This is a genomic window from Sphingopyxis sp. USTB-05, from assembly GCF_023822045.1.
GTDB lineage: Bacteria > Pseudomonadota > Alphaproteobacteria > Sphingomonadales > Sphingomonadaceae > Sphingopyxis.
Genome location: NZ_CP084712.1, coordinates 2,363,850 through 2,383,100, shown reverse-complemented (window position 1 = coordinate 2,383,100; position 19,251 = coordinate 2,363,850). Strand labels below are relative to the sequence as shown.

26 protein-coding genes and 1 pseudogene are annotated in these 19,251 nt (G+C 65.1%); 14 read left to right on the top strand and 13 right to left on the bottom strand.

Going from position 1 to position 19,251, the window contains the following annotated elements:
• Positions 1 to 37 precede the first annotated feature (37 nt).
• The 3 genes from KEC45_RS10980 to KEC45_RS10970 all read left to right on the top strand — a co-directional run bounded on the left by KEC45_RS10980 (position 38) and on the right by KEC45_RS10970 (position 2,015).
• Positions 38 to 703, top strand: a complete 666-nt coding sequence (locus KEC45_RS10980; RefSeq protein WP_252170978.1) for an alpha/beta hydrolase — start codon at positions 38 to 40, stop codon at positions 701 to 703.
• A gap of 165 nt (positions 704 to 868) precedes the next feature.
• Positions 869 to 1,660 carry a DUF1206 domain-containing protein gene (locus tag KEC45_RS10975; RefSeq protein WP_252170977.1) on the top strand — a complete coding sequence of 264 codons (792 nt, stop codon included), beginning with the start codon at positions 869 to 871 and terminating at the stop codon, positions 1,658 to 1,660.
• Positions 1,661 to 1,739: 79 nt separating this feature from the next.
• A complete protein-coding gene (locus KEC45_RS10970; protein ID WP_054727924.1) occupies positions 1,740 to 2,015 on the top strand; it encodes a hypothetical protein in 276 nt (91 codons plus the stop codon).
• A gap of 131 nt (positions 2,016 to 2,146) precedes the next feature.
• On the opposite strand, the gene KEC45_RS10965 is transcribed toward KEC45_RS10970, so the two are convergent.
• From KEC45_RS10965 to KEC45_RS10935, 7 genes are all read right to left on the bottom strand, one after another.
• Positions 2,147 to 3,013, bottom strand: coding sequence for an alpha/beta fold hydrolase (locus KEC45_RS10965; protein ID WP_252170976.1), 867 nt, complete (start codon positions 3,011 to 3,013; stop codon positions 2,147 to 2,149).
• Between the two features lie 27 nt (positions 3,014 to 3,040).
• The gene (locus tag KEC45_RS10960; RefSeq protein ID WP_252170975.1) at positions 3,041 to 3,451 is read right to left on the bottom strand and encodes a PRC-barrel domain-containing protein; all 411 of its coding nucleotides are present in this window, start codon (positions 3,449 to 3,451) and stop codon (positions 3,041 to 3,043) included.
• A 145-nt stretch (positions 3,452 to 3,596) separates the two neighbouring features.
• Complete coding sequence (locus tag KEC45_RS10955; protein WP_056350243.1) at positions 3,597 to 4,079, bottom strand: GFA family protein; 483 nt, start codon at positions 4,077 to 4,079, stop codon at positions 3,597 to 3,599.
• Positions 4,080 to 4,193: 114 nt separating this feature from the next.
• Positions 4,194 to 4,625 (bottom strand): pyridoxamine 5'-phosphate oxidase family protein, encoded by a 432-nt coding sequence (locus KEC45_RS10950; protein WP_252170974.1) that lies wholly within the window; start codon positions 4,623 to 4,625, stop codon positions 4,194 to 4,196.
• Between the two features lie 91 nt (positions 4,626 to 4,716).
• Complete coding sequence (locus tag KEC45_RS10945) at positions 4,717 to 5,256, bottom strand: DUF1543 domain-containing protein (RefSeq protein WP_252170973.1); 540 nt, start codon at positions 5,254 to 5,256, stop codon at positions 4,717 to 4,719.
• Positions 5,253 to 6,905 (bottom strand): FAD/NAD(P)-binding protein, encoded by a 1,653-nt coding sequence (locus tag KEC45_RS10940; protein ID WP_252170972.1) that lies wholly within the window; start codon positions 6,903 to 6,905, stop codon positions 5,253 to 5,255. Before KEC45_RS10940 ends, KEC45_RS10945 begins: the two co-directional genes overlap by 4 nt.
• A gap of 147 nt (positions 6,906 to 7,052) precedes the next feature.
• The gene (locus tag KEC45_RS10935; RefSeq protein ID WP_252170971.1) at positions 7,053 to 7,229 is read right to left on the bottom strand and encodes a hypothetical protein; all 177 of its coding nucleotides are present in this window, start codon (positions 7,227 to 7,229) and stop codon (positions 7,053 to 7,055) included.
• Between the two features lie 272 nt (positions 7,230 to 7,501).
• Between KEC45_RS10935 and KEC45_RS10930 the strand changes: the two genes are divergently transcribed.
• The 5 genes from KEC45_RS10930 (at position 7,502) to KEC45_RS10910 (ending at position 9,783) form a co-directional block, all read left to right on the top strand.
• Complete coding sequence (locus KEC45_RS10930) at positions 7,502 to 7,684, top strand: DUF3606 domain-containing protein (RefSeq protein WP_054727913.1); 183 nt, start codon at positions 7,502 to 7,504, stop codon at positions 7,682 to 7,684.
• Entirely contained in the window at positions 7,681 to 8,244 is a 564-nt protein-coding gene (locus KEC45_RS10925) for a hypothetical protein (protein WP_252170970.1), read from the top strand. Before KEC45_RS10930 ends, KEC45_RS10925 begins: the two co-directional genes overlap by 4 nt.
• Positions 8,244 to 8,726, top strand: coding sequence for a DUF421 domain-containing protein (locus tag KEC45_RS10920; protein ID WP_056350254.1), 483 nt, complete (start codon positions 8,244 to 8,246; stop codon positions 8,724 to 8,726). Before KEC45_RS10925 ends, KEC45_RS10920 begins: the two co-directional genes overlap by 1 nt.
• 69 nt (positions 8,727 to 8,795) lie before the next feature.
• Positions 8,796 to 9,296 carry a hemerythrin domain-containing protein gene (locus KEC45_RS10915; protein ID WP_062179512.1) on the top strand — a complete coding sequence of 167 codons (501 nt, stop codon included), beginning with the start codon at positions 8,796 to 8,798 and terminating at the stop codon, positions 9,294 to 9,296.
• A gap of 1 nt (position 9,297) precedes the next feature.
• Complete coding sequence (locus KEC45_RS10910; protein WP_137893814.1) at positions 9,298 to 9,783, top strand: CinA family protein; 486 nt, start codon at positions 9,298 to 9,300, stop codon at positions 9,781 to 9,783.
• 68 nt (positions 9,784 to 9,851) lie between these two features.
• Here the strand turns inward: KEC45_RS10910 and KEC45_RS10905 are convergent, their stop codons facing one another.
• Positions 9,852 to 10,067 (bottom strand): DUF2945 domain-containing protein, encoded by a 216-nt coding sequence (locus KEC45_RS10905; RefSeq protein ID WP_137893812.1) that lies wholly within the window; start codon positions 10,065 to 10,067, stop codon positions 9,852 to 9,854.
• A gap of 126 nt (positions 10,068 to 10,193) precedes the next feature.
• Here KEC45_RS10905 and KEC45_RS10900 point away from each other — a divergent pair, with 126 nt between their 5' ends.
• Entirely contained in the window at positions 10,194 to 10,451 is a 258-nt protein-coding gene (locus KEC45_RS10900) for a hypothetical protein (RefSeq protein ID WP_137893810.1), read from the top strand.
• Positions 10,452 to 10,469: 18 nt separating this feature from the next.
• Here KEC45_RS10900 and KEC45_RS10895 read toward each other — a convergent pair whose 3' ends face one another.
• The gene (locus KEC45_RS10895; protein ID WP_054727899.1) at positions 10,470 to 10,823 is read right to left on the bottom strand and encodes a response regulator; all 354 of its coding nucleotides are present in this window, start codon (positions 10,821 to 10,823) and stop codon (positions 10,470 to 10,472) included.
• 265 nt (positions 10,824 to 11,088) lie between these two features.
• On the opposite strand from KEC45_RS10895, the gene KEC45_RS10890 reads away from it, so the two are divergent.
• From KEC45_RS10890 to KEC45_RS10880, 3 genes are read left to right on the top strand one after another with little or no spacing between them, the layout of a single operon-like run.
• Complete coding sequence (locus KEC45_RS10890; protein ID WP_252170969.1) at positions 11,089 to 12,591, top strand: ATP-binding protein; 1,503 nt, start codon at positions 11,089 to 11,091, stop codon at positions 12,589 to 12,591.
• The gene (locus tag KEC45_RS10885; RefSeq protein WP_056350270.1) at positions 12,584 to 13,030 is read left to right on the top strand and encodes a response regulator; all 447 of its coding nucleotides are present in this window, start codon (positions 12,584 to 12,586) and stop codon (positions 13,028 to 13,030) included. Before KEC45_RS10890 ends, KEC45_RS10885 begins: the two co-directional genes overlap by 8 nt.
• Complete coding sequence (locus KEC45_RS10880) at positions 13,027 to 14,100, top strand: sensor histidine kinase (protein ID WP_252170968.1); 1,074 nt, start codon at positions 13,027 to 13,029, stop codon at positions 14,098 to 14,100. The genes KEC45_RS10885 and KEC45_RS10880 overlap by 4 nt, the downstream gene beginning before the upstream one ends.
• On the opposite strand, the gene KEC45_RS10875 is transcribed toward KEC45_RS10880, so the two are convergent.
• From KEC45_RS10875 to KEC45_RS10865, 3 genes are all read right to left on the bottom strand, one after another.
• Positions 14,097 to 15,047 carry a cation diffusion facilitator family transporter gene (locus tag KEC45_RS10875; protein ID WP_238586613.1) on the bottom strand — a complete coding sequence of 317 codons (951 nt, stop codon included), beginning with the start codon at positions 15,045 to 15,047 and terminating at the stop codon, positions 14,097 to 14,099. The two genes, KEC45_RS10880 and KEC45_RS10875, sit on opposite strands and share 4 nt — an antisense overlap.
• A gap of 369 nt (positions 15,048 to 15,416) precedes the next feature.
• Positions 15,417 to 16,763, bottom strand: coding sequence for a sorbosone dehydrogenase family protein (locus KEC45_RS10870; RefSeq protein ID WP_062179531.1), 1,347 nt, complete (start codon positions 16,761 to 16,763; stop codon positions 15,417 to 15,419).
• Positions 16,760 to 17,206 carry a DUF2231 domain-containing protein gene (locus tag KEC45_RS10865; protein WP_137893806.1) on the bottom strand — a complete coding sequence of 149 codons (447 nt, stop codon included), beginning with the start codon at positions 17,204 to 17,206 and terminating at the stop codon, positions 16,760 to 16,762. Before KEC45_RS10865 ends, KEC45_RS10870 begins: the two co-directional genes overlap by 4 nt.
• A gap of 92 nt (positions 17,207 to 17,298) precedes the next feature.
• Here KEC45_RS10865 and KEC45_RS10860 point away from each other — a divergent pair, with 92 nt between their 5' ends.
• Positions 17,299 to 18,012 (top strand): cytochrome c oxidase assembly protein, encoded by a 714-nt coding sequence (locus tag KEC45_RS10860; RefSeq protein WP_062179534.1) that lies wholly within the window; start codon positions 17,299 to 17,301, stop codon positions 18,010 to 18,012.
• A complete protein-coding gene (locus KEC45_RS10855) occupies positions 18,009 to 18,671 on the top strand; it encodes a cytochrome b (protein ID WP_137893804.1) in 663 nt (220 codons plus the stop codon). Before KEC45_RS10860 ends, KEC45_RS10855 begins: the two co-directional genes overlap by 4 nt.
• Positions 18,672 to 18,750: 79 nt before the next feature.
• On the opposite strand, the pseudogene KEC45_RS10850 reads toward KEC45_RS10855, so the two are convergent.
• Positions 18,751 to 19,134: pseudogene (locus tag KEC45_RS10850) on the bottom strand (cytochrome c); the annotation flags it as partial.
• Between the last annotated feature and the right edge of the window lie 117 nt (positions 19,135 to 19,251).

The window sequence follows — 19,251 nt, the reverse complement described above, 5'->3', positions numbered from 1 at the left end:
GGGCGCGCCCTGCGCTGCCGAAGCTGAGAGAAGAAGTTTGTCCAAGATCGTGAACGGTGCCAGCCTGCAACCTCGCTCCGGAGGCGCCCCCAAAAACATCGTGCTGCTGCTCCACGGCTTCGGGTCGAGCGGCTCCGACATGATTTCGCTGGCGCCGCAGTGGCAGGAGGCCTTGCCAGACACGCTGTTTCTTGCGCCGCATGCACCGCAGCGATGTTCGATAATGGGCGGGGGCTACCAATGGTGGGGGCTGTCGGGTTTCGCCCCGGCGGCGTTGGCTGCAGGCGCTGCGTCGGCAGCGCCGGCGATCGACGCGTTCATCGATCGCAAGCTCGCGCAATATGACCTCAGCGAGGCCGATCTCGCCCTTGTGGGTTTCAGCCAGGGCACGATGATGGCGCTTCAGGTCGGGCTTCGCCGCCCCCGCGCCGTTGCCGCTATCGTCGGCTATTCGGGCATGCTCGCGGGCGCGGCCGATCTCGTGCATCATGTTCCGTCGAAACCGCCGGTCCTGCTGGTGCACGGCACGGCCGACCCCGTCGTGCCGATCGCGGCGCTGCACATGTCCGAGAGCCAGTTGAAGCGGCTCGGCGTCGAGGTCGAGACGCATATCTCCTACGGCGTCGCGCACAGCGTCGACCCGGTCGGACTGCGGACCGGCCGCGACTTCGTGACCGGCGCCTTTGCGAAAGGCTGCGGCTGAACCGCGCAGCTTCGTCACGGCGGCATCGGGCGCACGGGTGTCGGCGAGCGACGCGGGGTGGCCGGGAAGGGAGAGGGGGGGCACCCGCGGCGGGGTGGGAGCCGCGCGGAACTGCCGGGTGCAGCGGGCGTTGGCCTGATGGGTCAACATTCGGGGACAGGCATTATGAACAGGTTGCGGCGGCTCGAGACATTTGCGCGGACGGGGTGGTTCGCGCGCGGCGTCGTCTATTGCTTGCTGGCATGGATAGCGCTCACCGGTTCGTCGGCCGACGACGCCAGTCCGCAAGCCGTGTTCCGCTCGGTCCGCGATATGCCCGCTGGCTCGATCCTCCTTGCTCTTCTCGCGATGGGTCTGGCGCTTTACGGCGCCTATCGCCTGTACGGGGCGGCGCTCGATAGCGAAAACAAGGGAACCGGTGCGAAGGGCGTCGCTGTGCGGATAGGCTATGCCGCGAGCGGCATCGCCCATTTCATTCTCGCCTGGGCGGCGCTTCGCCTTGCCTCAGGCGGCGGCGCCGAAAACGGCCGCGAGAAAGAGGCGGCGGGAATGCTGCTCGAACTGCCGCTTGGCGGCCTGCTCCTCGGGCTCGTCGGCGCCGCCTTCCTCGCGGCGGCCGTGCAGCAGGCGGTCAAGGCCTGGACCACCGAATTTACAAAGGATTTCGATGCGGCAGCACCTGCATGGGCCGTGCCCGTCGGGCGGGCGGGTCTTGCGGCGCGCGCGGTCGTGTTCGCGGTCATCGGCGCCTCGCTCGTGCGCGGCGGCTGGTTCGGCGCTGCCCGCGAGGTCAAGGGCCTCGGCGACGCGCTCTCGGCGCTCACCGACAATCCGCCGCTCTATCTGCTCGTTGCCGCCGGGCTGTTCCTGTTCGGCGTACACAGCTTCGTCGAGGCCCGCTGGCGGCGGCTTCGTGATGAAGACATGATCGCGCGGATCATGGCAGCGCGACGCTGACGATGCCCATTGCGCAGGCTCGCGGAACCCTGTGGGCTTCGCCGCGTTAGCAGGGCAGTCATCAACAGGGAGAGTCTCGATGAAAAAGCTGTTTGTAACCCTCGCCGCAACCTCGGCCCTCGCGCTCGGCGCCTGCCAGAGCCCCGCCGCCGACAAGGTCGAGGATCAGGCCGAAGCGAAGGCCGAGGCGATCGACGACCAGGCCGACGCGATGCCCGAAGGTCCCGCCAAAGAGGCGATGGAGCAGAAAGCCGATGTCGTCGAAGAGCAAGGCGAAGAAAAGGCCAACGCGATGGACGACAATGGCGAGATCGCTCCGTCCGAAACCGGCGTCGGCGACACCCAGAAGAAATAAGACTGCCTTCCCTAAGGGCAGGGTGAAGGGCGCCGGTTCCGGCGCCCTTTATCGTTGCGGTGGCCCGGCTCAGGCTGCTGGCAGCTGGCGCCGCTGGGACAAGGCAAGGGAACGCGGTTCGGCGTCGCTTCTCAGCACAGCGTCCGATCGAGAAAGTCCCTGATCAGCGGGACAACCTCGTCGAGGTTGGTTTCGAGAAGCCAATGGCCGCCGTCGAGCAGATGTAGCTCGGCCTCGGGGAGATCCCGCAAATAGGCGCGCGCAGACTTCTCGGGCATATAGAAATCCTGCGGACCCCAGACGATGAGCGTCGGCGGGTGGTGCTCGCGCAGATAGCGTCGATGCACGCCGAACCAGGAGCGGTTGGCCTTGAGGCCCCCGATAAGGTCGATCGCGATCTCGCGGCGCCGCGGGTTGATCAGCGACCAGTGCAGCTTCCAGAGGTCCGGCGGAATGCGCGGCACGAGGTCGGGCCGCACGTCGTTCAGAAACTCCTCCCGAAAAACATCCTCGCTGATTGCCTTGCCGATCTCGGCGCGCATCTCGGGTTCGGGAAGCGACCAGCTCTTCTCTATCTCGGCATATTTGTCGCCCAGCGCATCCTCATAGGGAATGTCCCCATTCTGGATGATCTGCGCGAGGATGCGTTCAGGCTGCATGATCGCGAGACGCGCGCCGATCGGCGATCCGAAATCGTGAAAATAGAGCACAAAGCGCTCGACGCCGAGCGCACGCACGAACCCGTCGAGAAGCTGCGCATAGCCGTCGAAGCTATAGTCGAAATGCTCGGGCGTATCGCTGTAGCCCATGCCCGGATAGTCGGGCGCGAGCAGCCGCCACCGATCGCCAAGCCGCGGCAGGAGATTGCGAAATTCGAACGACGAACAGGGATAGCCATGCGGCAGCAGCAGCACCGGAGCGTCGGGCGGTCCTGCCTCCCTGTAAAAGATATCAACTCCGCCGACATCGATCCGCCGATGGAGAGTTTCTCCGTTCACAGTCGATGCTCCTCGCGCGTCACGATCTCAAGGGGCTGGCAGTTTCACTTCGGGCAGCGCATCGAGGTCGGCCTTGGTCATGCCCGTCTGAAGATCGGTGTCGCCGCCGCGCACGATGGGCTTGAGGCCCTGCACCGGTACATGAACATAGCGGTCGGGACCGACGCCATCGAGCTCGACGAGGAGACGGTCCACCTTGTCGTCGGCGCCGCGCAGCACCTGCGATACGTCTCCGAGATCCTTCCCATCCGCGCCGATGATATCGGCGTCGAGAAGTTGTGCCTCGCTGAGCCCGAGCGCCGCAGGGAGGGGGCCGGCGACCGTGGCGCTGGTCTCGGCCGCACGTTCCATCCTGTCCTCGGCAGCTTCCTGCTTGCTGTCGCAAGCGGCGAGAAAAAGTGCGGCGCCGGCGCCGGCGCCGAGGATGAGGATGCGCATGTCTTGTCCTTTCAGTAGCGGATCGAGCTTCGGTTCGACGCGGCGGAACTCGAAATCGTCATGATCTGACCAGGAAACGCCCCGCTGCCAAAGCGGTTGCGATTTTGCCACGCGTGGCTCTTGGGGCGCGGTCTTCATCTACGCCTCAGCCGGCCTCAGTGACCCCCTCGTCGAGCCCCCGCGTCTTCGGTCGCAGCGCCTTGTAGCGCGGAAGGAACGCCATCATCGGCATCCAGCTCGGCGCCTCGGCGGTATAAAGGTGGAAGGCTGGTGCAATCTCTTCGGGATCGTCCAGCGTCCCCGCCGCAATATCGATCTCATCGGCCTGGTGGCGCACATGGATCGTTAGCGGCGAGCCGCACGTCCGGCAGAAGCTGCGCGTGCCGAAGCTGGTCGATGCGAAGCGTCCGATATGCTCTTCGCCCGCAAGGATGCGGTACCGGTCGAGATGGACGGTCGTAAAGACCATGCCGCCCGACCCCGAGACATGCTGACAGACACGGCAGTGACACCAGCCGCTATCATATGGCTTTTCCTCAAGGCGGTACCGAACCGCGCCGCAAGCGCAGCCCCCATCGAGCGCAACCTCTTCGGCGCTTGCATTGTCGCTATCGGAAGCGTTCGGCATGGAGCTCGCCTTTCTCGCGGCGCGGGTATCGGAGAGGGTAATGGCAGACCGATGGGGTGGTGGCTTCTCTTTGTCCTTCACCGACGGTGAACCGTGGCGGGATGTCTTTCCTTGTCAGAGCTGAACTTCGCCCTCATCCTCGCCGTCCCAATAATGCGCGCGGGTGCCCGACACCTTGATGAGGACGATCCCTGGCGTATCGATGCCGTCCGGCCACCAGCGTTCGAGGCCCTTCGTCCAATGTTCGGCGAATTCGGCCTTGTCGCGGATCAGGGCCGCGTGACCCTCGACGGCGAGGAAGAAGGGCCGCATGCCGAGCAGGCCCGATTTGCCCTGATAGCTCAGATTGACGTTCGGGTTGGCCGCGATATCGGCGACCATGAGGGACGACTCGTCGGTGAAGAACCAGGCGTCGCCGTCATAATCGACTTCGCGATTGTTACTCATCGGCCGCGACCCGATGGCGCCGCCCGCCGTGTGCGTCGCGAGCATCGCGAAGTCGATATCCTTCATCTTCTCGGAAAGCTGTTCGATCGTCATCGTCATGGGAGGAGCCTTTTGTTTGGAGCGTCTGTATCTGCATCAATGCGCCGCGAAGGCGGGAGTTGCGGAGGGGAGCTGCGCCTCGCGGCTTGGGTCAGGGACCGGTCGCGGCGGTCCGGCTTTGCCGGCGCGGCGCGCGGATCGGACGATATTCGCAGGTGATCGCGAGCTCGCGCCGCGGGGCGGGAACGAGATGGATGTGGAGCCGGGCTTCGGCGGCGACTGCATCGAGCGCAAAGGCCTGCTCGGCCTCGTACATCTCATCGCGGTGCGGCTGCAGCCACTGCCGCACCGAGGCGAGCGCGCGTGACTTCGCCCGCGCGAGCCTGTCCGCGACGATGAAGAGATTGCGGTGGCGCTCGAGAAATTCGCCCGGCACATAGCCGCCGAGATTGACATAATAGAGCCGTTCCGGACCCTCGAAAGGCTCGGGCTTCAGGACGATGTCATAGCCATCGGCGTGATCGATCTCGGCCCAGCAGTCGATATGGAGGCTGCCCGGCGTGCCCCACCATTGGCGGCGGAGCGCATCATAAGTGTCTGTGATCGTGGGCGCGGCGACGAAGCGCATGTCGTGCAGCTCGATATTGGCGCCGGCCATCTCGCCTCCGACATATATGGCGAAGAGCTTCACGCGGCCTTCTCCTCGGTAGTCGCCTGGCCGATCGCGGCTGCGAGCTGTTCTCCGACAACCAGGCCCATTTCGTGCGAGCTCGTGATTCCCTGGATGAAGGGGTGGCGGCCGAGAAGGAAGGGCAAGCTGAGGCAGAAGAGGCGGGCTTCCGGGATATCGTGCGCAAGCGGGTGGAACGCTTCGTCGATTGCGATACCTCGCGCCTCCGCCTTGCCAGCGCCAGGTTCAGCATCGCGCACGATCCCCTGTCGGCGCAGCGAGGGGAATGGGAAGGCTGCGGCGCCGAGCGGGCGCTGGCCCATCGCCTCGATGAACACCGAAAAGTGCCGGCGCTCGCCGTCCAGGACCAGCGTCGCGCCTGCCTTGTTGCCGCTCGTGTCGATGCGGTAGTCGTCGCCGATCGCCGTGACATCGAGCTTCCCGGCGCGGTGGAGGGCAAGCAATCGCCGGATCGATTTGTGCGGAACGGTGGCATAATCGTCGACGAAAACCGGCTTGAAATGGCGGACGAAGCGGCGGTAGTCGGCGGCTTCGAGATGCGGCGCGAGAAGCGCCAGAGTTTCGTGCATGCGCAGGATTGCGTAGCGCCAGGCGACCGTGTGCCTCGCGGCATAATCGCGCTTCGCTTCGGCAAGGTTGGCCTCGGCCCACTCGAACGGGTCGGTCGCCGCGCGCCGCGCGAAATAGGCCTCGCAGAAGCCCTCGAGGTCGAGATTCTTGAGGCCGATGCCCGCGGCATAAGGGGGATCGGCGGCTGCAAGCTCCGCCTTGAACAGTGCGAAGGCAGCATCGAGAAGCTGGTCGTCTTGGGCCGCGACAAGACGCGCGATTGCCTCCTCGGTACAGATTGCGAGCGGCTCGTAGGGCAGCGGCGCATAAAAATCGGCTTCGGGGAGCAGACCCTTCCTCGACATCATCGTCATGTGGAACGCGTCGGTGGCTGGTGCGGGACGATAGTGCGTCTCGCCGTCCTCGGTCTCGTCGAACGAGCCATGGATGCCGGCGAGCGCGATACTGGCGTCGATGGCCGTGAGCGAGCTGCCGCGAATGCCGATGTCGCAGGGCGGCACCGCGGCCAGAGCCGATGCAGGCCAGGGGCTGAGGAAATAGCCCGGGCGAACCTCGGGCTCGGCGGGCCATTGGTGGCCCGTCGCGAGGACGACATGGTCGAAAGCCTCGTCGGCGAGTTCGCCCGATCGCGTGCGGATCTTGAGTACCATCGCGCCGGGTGTGCTGACGGCGTCCTCGACGCGGGTGCACGTACGCAGTTCCACCTCGATCCCGCGCGCGCGTGCCAAATCGATAACGGCTTCGAACTGGTCGCGGAAATATTCGCCGAGCGCAACGCGCGGATAGAAGGTTCGTTCGCCGATCGCATCTGGATCGATTCCGAGATCGCCGAGGCGCTCCGGCGGTTGGCGTATCAGCCAGTCGCACAGGGTCTCGGCAAGTCGCGGGATTTCGATGCTGGCGATATTCGCCAGCATGGCAGGGTCGTTCCACCCCGGCCGATAGGGTGTTCCGCGCCCCGCGCTCGCTTGCGCTTCATACACGGCAAGACGGAAGGGCGGGGGGTTGTGGGCGAGAAGCGCATGCAAGGTGTAGAGCGTGGTCGGGCCGGCACCGACAAAGGCTATGCGGGGTGTCATATTGCGACAATGCCCCGGCCGCGCAGAAGTTCGGCCGACTTGCTCTGGGTCAATGCGAATTCTCCTCCAGGCGGTGGTCGGGACGCCGGGCAAAAAAAGGGGTCCGCATGCGCGGACCCGAAGGGGGCCATCAACTGGCTGGGAGGATTAGTCTTCGGTGCCGGGAGTACCCGTCTTCGGCGGCTTGCCGTCTTCGATGCGGCCTTCGTTGCGAAGGTCGCGGCCTTCCTGCGCCTTGCGCTTGGCCTCGGGGCTGTCGCCATTTTCGAAGGCTTCTTCCTTCACATAGCCGGCAGCTTCCTTGATCTGTCCCTTGACGCTCATGATCATCTCCATTGGTTGTGGGTTCTGGTTGGGGAAACCTCTGGACGTAGACGAAAGTTGCCTGCGATCGCCCGGATTTATCTTCATCGCCGCGCGCAACTTTGGCCGCATCGCGGCGTTTCGCGGCGCGCGTGATAGAGGAGGAGGGGGGATCTTCGGCGATCGACTAAACGACGCCTGCGAACCTTCTTTCGCCCCTCGGCAAACGTCGCGACCTCCGCAACTTTCGTATCGTGCAAGCGTTCGCCCGTCATCATCGACGGGAGACCGGCATGCCTCACCAACAGTTCGAATGTGGCCGCATCGATCGAAGCGCGCCCGACGCTATGCTCGCCTGGGCGCGCATATTGGGCGTCAGTCAGTCCGAGATATTGATCGCGGTCGCGGCAGTCGGCGATCGCGCCGATGCGGTTCGGACCTATCTCGCGCGGCCGTGGCCGGAGCCCCTAGCTTGACGGCGGGTGCAGGTGGGTCGGGGGGCGACGCGGCTGCAGCCCACAGCCGTCGCCCCGACGGAATCAGCGAGAAGATGATCTCCGGACAGCGCTGGCACCGCCACGCTAGCCCCGTCTCCTTCGTCCTGCTGGCAGCGGTCGTCGCCGTCGCGCTGTCGGGCCTCGTCGGCGGACAGCCGAGTCCGCTACGCAGCAAAGATTTTGGAGCAGCGCGGCTCGAGGTGAAGACTCCCTCGGTCATTCGCAACGGCGAATTTTTTGAAACGCGCATTCGTGTCGAGGCGACCCGCGACGTTTCCGATGCGGTGCTTGCGGTCTCCCCGTCGCTCTGGACCGACATGACGATCAACACGATGCTCCCCGCCGCCGCCGAGGAAAGCTACAAGGACGGCGCCTATCGTTTCTCCTATGGGGAGCTTCGCGCGGGCGAGACGCTGGTCGTCAAGATCGATGGCCAGATCAACCCGCCGCTCTTCGCAGGAACCAAGGGCGAGATTGCGCTGTTCGACGGCGAGCAGCGGCTCGGCAGCATGCCGCTAGAGGTCAAGGTCCTGCCCTGATGGATATCGTCCTTCGCGCGAGTGCGATGTTTTTCCTGCTCTATGCGCTCCTCCGTCTCATGGGAAAACGCGAACTGGGGCAGATGACGCCTTTCGAGCTGGTTCTGCTCGTGGTGATGGGCGACCTCATCCAGCAGGGCGTCACCCATAATGATTTCAGCCTGACCGGCGCGTTGCTCGCGATCGTGACGTTCGCCTTCTGGGCGCTCACCCTGAGCTGGGCGACCTATCTCTTTCCGCGGCTCAAGAATCTGCTCGAAGGCCATCCGCGCGTCGTGGTGAAGCAGGGCGAGATCATCCGCGACAATCTTCACCGCGACCGGCTTACCGCCGACGAGATCGAGTCCGAGATGCGGCTCGCGGGCATCGCCCACATTTCCGACGTGGAATGGGCGATCCTCGAGCCGCAGGGCAAGATCAGCTTCATCAAGCGGTCCGAAGGCGCGTCGCGCCAGCGCGATGCCGACGACGGCGCGGTTTGAGCGGATCGAGCGCAACTTTCGGGCTCGCCGCGCGCTGAACAGGCGCGGGGCATGACGATGGAGACTGCCATGAAACCGACCGAAGTCGACACCGACGCCACCCATATCCTCGCGGCCGATCACCGTGCCGTCGAAGCCCTGTTCGAGGAATTCGAGAAGGCGAGCGGCACCGACCGCAAGGCGAAGATCGCAGACCGGATCTGCACCGAGCTCAAAATCCATGCGCAGATCGAGGAGGAGGTCTTCTATCCGGCGCTCAAGGGGAAGATCGACGACGATCTCCTCAAGGAAGCCTATGTCGAGCATGATGGCGCCAAGATCCTGATCAACGATATCGTCGCCTCGGGACCCGACGACGAATTTTTCGAGGCGAAGGTCACGGTGCTGTCGGAAGAGATCAAGCATCATGTAAAGGAAGAGGAAAAGCAGCACGACAATATGTTCCAGCAGGCGCGTGCCGCCGACGTCGACCTCGACGCACTCGGCGAAAGGATGCTTGCCCGGAAAGAGGAGCTGAAGCGTCAGGCCGAGACCGCGGGCCTTCCCCCCGCCGAACTCGCCACGATGTAGGGTGAGCGCTGCAACGCTGATCGAACGGCGGACGCGTAAGCTGGCCCGGCATCTGGCCGGAAAGACGCTGCGTTTCGTGACAGCCGAAAGCTGCACCGGCGGTCAGCTCTCAGCGGTTCTCGCAGCCGATGCCGCGCTCGGAGTTCATCTCGAGCGCGGCTTCATCGTCTATTCGGTCGACGCCAAATGCGAGATGCTCGGCGTCGCCCGAGAAGACGCCGAGCGAGATGGAGCGGTGAATCCCGAGGTCGCCGCCGCGATGGCGACTGGCGCTCTTCGGACAAGCCATGCCGACATTGCAATTGCGATCACGGGGTTCTGCGGCCCTCGCGAAGGCCGCGAAGAGGTAGGCCTTGTCTACATTGGCGCCGCCGACGCCGACGCCGTGCGGGTCATGGATTTTCATTTCGGCGATATCGGGCGCCGCAATGTGCTCGATCAGGCCGTGGCCGCAGCGCTACAGATCATGATCGATGCGGCATCGTGAACGAGGATCGCGGGCGCTCCGGCGGGCGGGATCGGAGGCGGGAGCAGAGCCGAGTTTGGCAGCCGTCCTTAGCGCGGCGCTTTCCGCTTCAAGGCGCCGGCCTTGTGGGCCGCCCGCTTGCCTTCGGCCGTTTCGACCAGATATTCGGGGTTCGCCGGCGATGCCGCGACATGATGGCTCTTGATGTCCATTGCTTTCGTCACTTTTCGCAGGACCTTGCCCTCGGCGCGTCCGCCGTGGCTTTTCCACGTCACCTCGTCGCCCTTCTTGGGTTCGTCTTTCATGGTCGCTCTCCTTTCCGTAAAACAGTCCGCCTGCGCGGCAAAGGTTCCTCTCTTGGAGCGGCGAGCAGCAAGTCATCTGGCGCAGGCCCGCTCGTTGCAGTTGCTGGTTAAGGTGGGGAGGCTGCGATGAATGACGATCATGCCCGCGGACAACGCGACGGTCTGCGGCTTGCCCTCGCCGTCCTTGCCGCTGAAGAGGCGAAATGGGCCGCCCTTTTGGGCGAGAGCCGATCCTGGCGGACGAACCGCGAACGCGAGGTGCGCCACAAGGCCCTGCAGGTCGCGCAAAGGCGGATACAGACATTGCTGAACCGCGCGACGCCGAAGGGATCGAATGCACTGGACCGCGAGGTCGCGGCCGCTCTCGAGAAAGCCGGGCTCTGACCGCCGGTGCGCGCTCGCCTACGTTTGCGCGAGGCCGGATAGCGCGGCTTCGAGGCTGTCGAGGGTGAAGGGTTTCGCGAGGATCGGCCGGTCGTTCCAGCACGGTCCGGGCTGACCGACGAAACCGCCGGTCGCAACGAGAAAAGGGATCGATCGCGCCGCAAGAGCCTCTGCGACCGCATCGCACGGCAAGCCCGTTTCAAGATACACATCAACGATCGCTGCATCGAACCCGCCTGCCGCGATATGCCCGAGCGCCGTGGCGATATCGCCAGCGTCCCCGACGATGTCGTGCCCCAGCGCGCCCAGCGCATCCTCCAGCATCATGGCGACAAGCGGATCGTCTTCGACGATCAATATCCTCCTGGACATCTCTTCCCCGTTATAATCTGCGAGCCACTTATACCGCGATCATGACCGTTCGACATCCCGCTTCATCCTGGTGACCTCAATCGCCCAGCCGCCCCCCTACGCCAGCGCTTCGGCGACACTCATCCGAAATCCTATTGATCCAGGTTAATCCCGCGCGGGACTCGGCACGTTCAGGGCTGGCCGGGTTGGTGAGGCTGCTTGCCACGAAGGGCGCGGCAGTGCATGCACGGCGGAAATTGATCGACCGGGGCCGAGGGGCATTTACATGGAATCGGCCAGGATCTCGTCGCTGGGCCGCGACACGCGGGCGAGCCGCCTGATCATCATTCTCCTCACCATTGGATTTGCCGCGCTCCTCGCTGCGGCATCGACAGCATTTTTTGTGCAGCGCCAAAATGAGGCCGACGCGCGCATGGTCGCACACACGCTCGCGGTGGAGGCCAATCTCGGCGCCTTTGCCAGCGCGACAGAACGGATGGAGACCGCGCGCCGCGGACTGATCCTTACGCAGAACCCGGCGTTCTCGACGATCATGGACGAGGCCGAGGACCGGTCGCGCGCCCAGCTTGCATCGCTCGAGACGCTGATCAGCGACAATCCGAACCAGCGCGGCCGCGCCGAAAGGCTTCGCGGGCATCTCGATGCTTATGGCCGTCATTACCGGGCGACGCTCGGCCTGCGCGGCACGGACCGCGCAGCACTGATCGCAGACTTCACGAACGACAAGGGGGTGCTCGAAGTGCGGGCCGCGCGCGCGCTCGTCGAGACGATGCTCGCAAGCGAGCTCGCCCTGCTCAAGAATCGTGAAGCGCGGCAGCAACGCACCCAGTCGCTGTTCACCCTGACGCTGATCGGAACCGGCATTCTCCTGCTGGTCGTTGCAGCCGCCACGCTGCTCCTCGTTCGCAACAATCTCGTCGAGCTCCGCGCATCGCGCGCGGAACTTCGCCGTCTCAACGAAGGGCTTGAGGAACTGGTCGATGCGCGCACGGGCGAACTCAAGCGCGCCAATGCCGAAATCCAGCGCTTCGCCTATATCGTGTCGCACGATCTGCGTTCGCCACTCGTCAATGTGATGGGTTTCACGGCCGAACTCGAGACCGCGCGCAAGGCGATCTCGGGCTATCTCGAACAGGGCGATGCGCAGGGCTGGAAGGCGCCCGACGCCGCGACGCGGCTCGCGATCGAGGAGGATCTGCCGGAATCGATCGGCTTCATTCGCACCTCCACGCAGAAGATGGACCGGCTGATCAACGCGATCCTCAATCTCTCGCGCCAGGGTCGCCGCACGCTCGCGCCCGAAACGCTTGCTCTCGGCGACGTCGTGGGCGCGATCGTCGGCAGCCTGCAGCACCGCATCGACGAGACCGGCACGACGGTCGAAGTGTCGGACCTGCCGACCGTGATCAATGACCGGGTCGCGGTCGAGCAGATCCTCTCGAATCTCATCGAAAATGCCCTCAAATATTCGCAGCCGGGGCGGGCGGGGATCATTCGCATAGCCGGGGGCGCCGATCTCGGGCGCGCTTGGGTGGCGGTCGCCGACAATGGTCGCGGCATCGAGCCGCGCGATCACGAACGTGTGTTCGACCTCTTCCGAAGGTCGGGCGTCCAGGACCAGCAGGGGGAGGGGATCGGTCTTGCCCACGCCCGCGCGCTTGCCTATCGCCTCGGCGGTAATATCGAAATCCAGTCCGAACTCGGTGCGGGTTCCACCTTTCGGCTGATCCTGCCCCTCGTGTGGCAAAGCGGAGAAGAAGATGCCTGACCAACTGCCCGTAAACATCGTGATGATCGAGGACGACGAGGGGCATGCGCGCCTTATCGAGAAGAACATCCGGCGCGCCGGCATTTCCAACAAGATCCATCATTTTCTCGACGGCACCTCGGCTCTCGAGTTCCTGTACGATGCGGCGGAGGGCCCGGTGCGCAACGGGCCGGCGCTCGTGCTGCTCGACCTCAATCTGCCCGACATGAGCGGGACCGACATTCTCGCCAGGCTGAAGGCCGACAGCAGTCCGCTGCGCCGCACGCCCGTCGTCGTGCTCACGACCACCGACGACAAGATCGAGATCCAGCGCTGCTACGACCTCGGCTGCAACGTCTATATCACCAAGCCGGTGAACTATGAGAATTTCGCCGACGCCATTCGCCAGCTCGGTCTCTTCCTCTCGGTGATCCAGGTCCCCGATCCCGACCCGGCTTGAGACCCGCCCTGGCCCACATTCTCTATATCGATGACGACGACGGCATGCGGCGGCTTGCGTCGCGCGCGCTTGGCCGGAAAGGTTATGAAGTCAGCCTCGCGGCAAGTGGCGGCGAGGGCGTCGACATGGCGAAGGTCACTGCCTTCGATCTCGTTGCCGTCGATCACTATATGCCCGGGCAGGACGGTCTTGCCACGCTCGAGGCGCTTCGCGCACTACGCGACTGCCCGCCCGTCGTCTATGTGACGGGCTCCGAGGAGAGCCGCATCGCCGTGGCGGCGTTGAAGTCGGGTGCCGACGATTATGTGGTAAAGTCGGTCGGCGAGGATTTTTTCGATCTCTTGGCCTCGAGTTTCGAGCAGGTACTCGAGCGTGCCCAGCTTCGACGCGCGCGCGCCGAGGTGGAGAGCGAGCTGCGCGCGACCAATGCGCGGCTGGAAGCGCTGCTCAAGGAAGTGAACCACCGCGTCGCGAACAATCTCCAGATGGTGATGTCTTTCGTCGCCCTCCAGTCCAAGACGATCGCCGATCCCGCCGCCCGCGAGGCGCTGCAGAAGACGCAGCAACGGATCGCGACGGTCGCGCAAGTCAACCGGCGCCTCTACACCACCGACGACGTCGAATATGTGGCGATGGACGACTATCTGGGCGGCCTTGCCGAGGATCTCTCGGCGACCTGGTCGACGGGCGTCGCCGCGCGGCGTGTCATCGCCGACGTCGAGCCCATGCGTGTGGCCACCGACAAGGCCGTTGCGCTCGGCATGATCGCCAACGAATGGGTGAGCAACGCGTGCAAATATGCCTATGGCGACAGCGATGATGGCGAGATTCGGATATCGCTTCGCCGGGCCGACGAGACATTGCTCGAACTCGCGGTTGTCGACGACGGGGCAGGGATGCCGTCCGACGGAACGGCGCGCGGCACGGGTCTCGGAACGCGCCTCATCGAAGCTTTGGCGCGGACCCACAAGGCGGCTGTCTCTTACGGCGCGGTTGACCCTTCGCGCGATATGCCGGGCACGAGCGCGCTCATCCGGATCCAGTTGCGACCGGGCGAGCTCAAAGCCTAGTTTGTGCCGCGCGGCCGCCGTGCGGGTTCGGCCGCCGCTGACGGGCGAGGCTGGACGAGCGCATCGGACTGCTTTTCGGGGCGGATGTAGATCGAGCTGATATCGCTCGACGCAGCCTTGAGCTCGGCCTCGATCGCCTCGATCAACGTCTCGGCCTCGCCCATGGCGAGACGATCCTCGAAGTCGGCGCTTACGGCGACGAAGATCGAATTGGGTGCGGTGTGGATCGTGCGCACATGATTGACGGCGGTAATTTCGCGGCGCCGTTCGACGATGGTCCAGATACGCGCGATCAGTTCGGGGTCCGCAGCCTCGCCGATCAACAGCTCCTTCGCCTCGCGGGCTAGAAGGATCGCGACCGCCGCCAGGATTGCGCCGATCGCCATCGAGGCGATGCCGTCGATCCGCGGATCCCCTGTCGCATGGCTCAGCCATATGCCGCCGGCGGCGATGGCGAGGCCGGCGAGCGCGGCGCTGTCTTCGAACAGGACGATGAAACCTGCGGGATTCTTCGACCGCCGCACCGCCGTCCACCAGCCGAGCCCGCGCCGCCCGGCGTTGAACTCGCGCACCGCGATCGTCCACGACGCACCCTCGAGCAGGAAGGCGATGGCGAGCACCACATAGTTGATCGTCGGATCGCGAAGCGGCTCGGGATCCCGGTAGTGAATCCAGCCTTCGTAGATGGAAATGCCGGCTCCGACAGCAAAGATGAGGATTGCGACGACGAACGCCCAGAAATAAAGTTCGCGGCCGTAGCCGAAGGGGTGACGATTGTCGGGCGGCCGCTTTGCCTTCGCTTGGCCGTAGAGGAGCAGCATCTGATTGCCGCTGTCGACGAGCGAATGGACCCCTTCCGATAGCATCGACGAGGAACCACTGATCGCCGCGGCGACAAATTTGGCGACGGCGATGCCGAGATTGGCAAAGAGCGCACCGTAAAGCACGATGTTCGCCCTGATATGATGCGCCCTCGAGCGCGGCTTGCCCGTATCAGACTGGGCTATCACCGAGCTACTTTCGCCATCGCGGCGCAAGGGGCCGCGCAGGCTCTCGATATCGATAGACAGGGGATGGGACGCGTCATGGGACAGCTACGCCCGGCGGGGCGGCACGTTCCCGAGACGCGTCGCTATGTCCCCGCTCCATCAGCGCCGCCCAGCGCGCGTCTAACGCTGACCGCGCGCCGCGGGGGCGCGAAGGTGCCGGAAGGCGGAAGAAGGTGGGCAGTGCCACTCCTTAGCGCGAACATGGCGGCGTTCTTCGCTTATTTTATCTGGCGCGTGATCCGCTTCAAGCCGAGCGGCGCCGCTTGATCATCTTTTGCTGGCTGCAGCAGCGACCGGTGATCCCATCGCGAGCGCGCGAGGTCCGGTGACGCGCCACACCGTGTTCGAGAGATCGTCGGCGATCCAGAGCGCGCCGCGCGCCGGGTCCCAGGTGACGCCGACCGGGCGGCCGCGCGCTTTGCCGTCCTTGATGAAGCCGGTCACGAAATCCTTCGGCTTGCCGGCAGGACGTCCGTTGGCGAAGGGGATGAAGCTGACCTTGTAGCCGGCGAGAGTCTGGCGGTTCCAGCTGCCATGCTCTCCAACGAAGGCGCCCGTCTCATAGCCCGGGAGCCCGCCTTCGGTCGCAAAGCTCAGCCCGAGCGGCGCGACGTGCGAACCGAGCGCATAATCGGGAGTGACTGCGGTCCTGACGAGCTCGGGCTTTTGTGGATGAACGCGCGGGTCGGGATGGCGTCCCCAATAGCTGTAGGGCCAGCCGTAGAAAGCGCCCTCGCGCACCGAGGTCAGATAATCGGGTACGAGCTCGGCGCCAAGCTCGTCGCGTTCGTTCACCACCGCCCAGAGGGCGTTCGACGATGGCTCGAAGGCGAGGGCGGTCGGGTTGCGGATGCCCGAGACGAGGATGCGGCTCGCGCCGGTGGCGGCATCGACCTCCCAAATGACGGCGCGATCCTCCTCGATGCTCATTCCCCGCTCGCCGATATTGCTGTTCGAGCCGATGCCGACATAAAGCTTCGACCCGTCCGCGCTCGCGGCGAGCGATTTCGTCCAGTGATGATTGACCGCTGCCGGGAGCTTGGTCACTTCCTCGCCCTTGCCAGCGATGCGCGTTGCGCCCGGCGTGTACGCGAAGCGCAGCAGCGCACCCTGGTTGGCGACATAAAGGTCGTTCCCGACGAGCGCGAGGCCATAGGGCGCATCGAGATCCTCGATGAAGCTGGTGCGAAGTTCGGGTTTGCCGTCGCCGTTCGCGTCGCGAAGCAAGGTGATGCGGTCGCCGCCCTTCACCGAGGATTTTCCAAGGCTCTTGATATAGCCCGCGATCACATCCTTCGGGCGGAGCTTCGGTGCATGGCCGCCCGAACCTTCGGCGACGAGAATGTCGCCATTGGGGAGGATGAGGATCTGCCGCGGAATCTTGAGGTCGGTGGCGACCGGCACGACCTTGAAACCGGCTGGAACGGTCGGAAGCTCGCCGTTCCATCCTGCAGGCTTGGCGATTTTCATCGGTGGGACGAGCGTCTCGTCGATATTCGGCAGGCTCGGGCTGGCGCCCGTCTGGTCGAGTTTTTCATCGCCTTTGCCGCAGCCGGCGAGCGCGGCCGCTAGCGCCGCCGCAGCGACGAGGCCAAGCGAGGTCTGCCGGTTCATGCGCGGGGCTCCTTCGCTGCGTGGAGAAGCCAGGCGGCGGCAATCGCTGCAACTGTGGATAGGGCCGAGAGGGTCGCGCCGGCCGTGCCGACCGAACTCCAGGCATCCTGGCTATGCTTGAAGGCGTTCACGAGGCCCGCGATCCACATAACGAGGATCAGCAGAAAATAGGCGGTGGCAGGCCCGCGCTTTGGCTGCTTTCGGCCTCGGACAAATGCTATGGCAGACCACAGGAGCACCGGAGCCCCGAATATCAGCCCGCCCGTGATCAACCAGGCCGAGAAATTGCTCCACTGCATCTCGGCGCTGTTGAGATAGGTGATGTCGGAAAGGAGCGCGCTGCTGAACAGGGCGACCGGAAAGGCGAGGAGAATGGCGTGCAGCGGATGGGGCGCGTGTCGGCGATAGGGCGGGTCGGTGAAAGGCGATGGGGCCGTTGCCATATTGATCTCCATGCAGGCCCCCGTCTGGATAATGCGCCGACCGCCCAATAGTTTCCCGGAACCCGCGCGCCGGGCGCGACGTTGGCAATTGGATGGATCCGTCCTCGATTCCTTATTGTGGTCCCGCGCCGATCCCGGCTGACTGGATGCTGCGCTGGAATCTCGATCCCGGGCTGCTCGCGGCGCTGGGCGCCGCGGCGCTGATGGCGTGGCGATGGAAAGCGCGCGGTCCCTTCTGGGCCGGGTTCGCGCTGATCGCCCTTCTGTTCGTGTCGCCGCTATGCGCCCTGTCGTCGGCGCTCTTCTCGGTGCGCGTCGCGCACCATATCATCCTGACCGCGGTTGCGGCTCCGCTGTTTGCGCTCGGCCTGCCGCGGTTTCGGCCGCGCGGCGGTGCGCCGCTATGGGCGGCCGGGCACATTCTCGCATTCTGGATCTGGCACGCGCCGGCGCCCTATGCTCTCGCGCTGGCGAGTGACGGCGCCTTCTGGTTGATGCAGCTTTCGTTGCTCGCGACCGCGTTCGGCTTCTGGGCTTCGCTCCGCTCGTCGTCGCCGCCGCTCGCGATCGGCCTGCTGCTTGCCATGATGGTGCAGATGGGGCTGCTCGGGGCGCTCATCACCTTCGCGGGCACGCCCCTCTATGCGCCCCATCTCGCGACGACGATGGCCTGGGGGCTGGCGCCGCTCGAAGATCAGCAACTGGCGGGGCTCATCATGTGGGCTCCTGCCGCGGCTCTTTATCTCGGCGCGGCGCTCTGGACCGGCTGGCGCCTCCTCGGCGAGCCGCCCCCGGTGGCAGCATGATCGAGGCGATCCAGGCGTGGGCGGCGCGCTATGCCGCCGACCGCCGCTACTCGCCCGTCGGGCAGCTATTCCACTGGACGATGGCCGCGCTCATCCTATTCCAGCTCGGCTGGGGCTGGCGCATGAGCCGCATCGACGCGGGTGGCGACAAGTTGGAGGCGTTTCGGGTTCATGCCGAACTCGGCCTGCTGATGCTCGTGCTTGCTGCGCTGCGTTCGATCTGGCGGATGATCGTGCCGGGTCCCATCAACGATGCCGACCGGCTGGGCTGGCAGACGGTCGCAGCCTATGTGACGCACATACTCTTTTACGTCTGCTTTTTCGGTCTGCCGCTCTCGGGCTGGGCGATGTGGTCGGTGGTCGGCGGCGAGCCGCTCGAAGTGGCGGGGCTCCTTCCCTGGCCGCACATGCCCTTCGATAGTCTGGAAAAAGGCATTCAGTGGTGGATTCTCGACTGGGCGGAGGGAATCCATGCGCTCCTGATCATTCTCCTCGTCGCGATGATCCCGCTGCACGTTGGCGCGGCTCTGAAACATCATTTCTGGGATCGGCACGACGTGCTGCGGGGGATGTTGCCCGAGCTTCCGGAGGATGGGGCGGAAAGGACGCCGCATGACGGGACACCGCCGCAAGCTCGGCGACCGAGAGCAGGCGGCTGACGCGGCGCATCTCGCCTAGCGGGTCATTGTTGCGCTTCGCTTCGCGCCACGCGCGAAGCTGGCCCGCGACATAGGCGGCGGACTGACCGGCCAGCGGCGGATTGGCGGCATCGCCCACGCCGCCCACACCGTGGCACGAGGCGCAAGACGGCAATCCCCGCGCGGGATCGCCCTCGTCATAGAGGCGCGCACCCGCCGGATTGCCGGCTTCGACCGGCCACGCCGCGGGCTGGATCGCCGCGTAGAATGCCGACACTTTCGATCGGTCGCCGTCGCCGAGTTTGCGGACGATTGCGCGCATCGCGGCATGCTCGCGGCGACCATTTGCATAATCGTCGAGCTGCCGATGGAGATAGCCCGCGTCGAGCCCGGCGAGGCGCGGCGCGTCGCGCCCGTCGCCTTCGCCCTGCAGCCCGTGACAGGTGAAGCAGGCCGCTTCGGCGCCCGCATCGCCGCCGCTCATCGCGATCGTCTCGCCCGTCGCGCGAAAGCGGTCAGTCGGCGCGGGCGCTTGGCATGCGGACAGGAGGAACAGGAGGAGGAGGGGGGCTTTGCGCACGCTTCGGGAACCAATGGCCGC

What these genes read in the sequence shown, in the direction of transcription:
- KEC45_RS10975 (WP_252170977.1), top strand. Translation starts at nt 869, where the DNA reads ATGAACAGGTTGCGGCGGCTCGAGACATTTGCGCGGACGGGGTGGTTC.
- KEC45_RS10970 (WP_054727924.1), top strand. Translation starts at nt 1,740, where the DNA reads ATGAAAAAGCTGTTTGTAACCCTCGCCGCAACCTCGGCCCTCGCGCTC.
- KEC45_RS10960 (WP_252170975.1), bottom strand. Translation starts at nt 3,451, where the DNA reads ATGCGCATCCTCATCCTCGGCGCCGGCGCCGGCGCCGCACTTTTTCTC.
- KEC45_RS10955 (WP_056350243.1), bottom strand. Translation starts at nt 4,079, where the DNA reads ATGCCGAACGCTTCCGATAGCGACAATGCAAGCGCCGAAGAGGTTGCG.
- KEC45_RS10950 (WP_252170974.1), bottom strand. Translation starts at nt 4,625, where the DNA reads ATGACGATGACGATCGAACAGCTTTCCGAGAAGATGAAGGATATCGAC.
- KEC45_RS10940 (WP_252170972.1), bottom strand. Translation starts at nt 6,905, where the DNA reads ATGACACCCCGCATAGCCTTTGTCGGTGCCGGCCCGACCACGCTCTAC.
- KEC45_RS10935 (WP_252170971.1), bottom strand. Translation starts at nt 7,229, where the DNA reads ATGAGCGTCAAGGGACAGATCAAGGAAGCTGCCGGCTATGTGAAGGAA.
- KEC45_RS10930 (WP_054727913.1), top strand. Translation starts at nt 7,502, where the DNA reads ATGCCTCACCAACAGTTCGAATGTGGCCGCATCGATCGAAGCGCGCCC.
- KEC45_RS10920 (WP_056350254.1), top strand. Translation starts at nt 8,244, where the DNA reads ATGGATATCGTCCTTCGCGCGAGTGCGATGTTTTTCCTGCTCTATGCG.
- KEC45_RS10915 (WP_062179512.1), top strand. Translation starts at nt 8,796, where the DNA reads ATGAAACCGACCGAAGTCGACACCGACGCCACCCATATCCTCGCGGCC.
- KEC45_RS10905 (WP_137893812.1), bottom strand. Translation starts at nt 10,067, where the DNA reads ATGAAAGACGAACCCAAGAAGGGCGACGAGGTGACGTGGAAAAGCCAC.
- KEC45_RS10900 (WP_137893810.1), top strand. Translation starts at nt 10,194, where the DNA reads ATGAATGACGATCATGCCCGCGGACAACGCGACGGTCTGCGGCTTGCC.
- KEC45_RS10895 (WP_054727899.1), bottom strand. Translation starts at nt 10,823, where the DNA reads ATGTCCAGGAGGATATTGATCGTCGAAGACGATCCGCTTGTCGCCATG.
- KEC45_RS10890 (WP_252170969.1), top strand. Translation starts at nt 11,089, where the DNA reads ATGGAATCGGCCAGGATCTCGTCGCTGGGCCGCGACACGCGGGCGAGC.
- KEC45_RS10885 (WP_056350270.1), top strand. Translation starts at nt 12,584, where the DNA reads ATGCCTGACCAACTGCCCGTAAACATCGTGATGATCGAGGACGACGAG.
- KEC45_RS10870 (WP_062179531.1), bottom strand. Translation starts at nt 16,763, where the DNA reads ATGAACCGGCAGACCTCGCTTGGCCTCGTCGCTGCGGCGGCGCTAGCG.
- KEC45_RS10865 (WP_137893806.1), bottom strand. Translation starts at nt 17,206, where the DNA reads ATGGCAACGGCCCCATCGCCTTTCACCGACCCGCCCTATCGCCGACAC.
- KEC45_RS10860 (WP_062179534.1), top strand. Translation starts at nt 17,299, where the DNA reads ATGGATCCGTCCTCGATTCCTTATTGTGGTCCCGCGCCGATCCCGGCT.
- KEC45_RS10855 (WP_137893804.1), top strand. Translation starts at nt 18,009, where the DNA reads ATGATCGAGGCGATCCAGGCGTGGGCGGCGCGCTATGCCGCCGACCGC.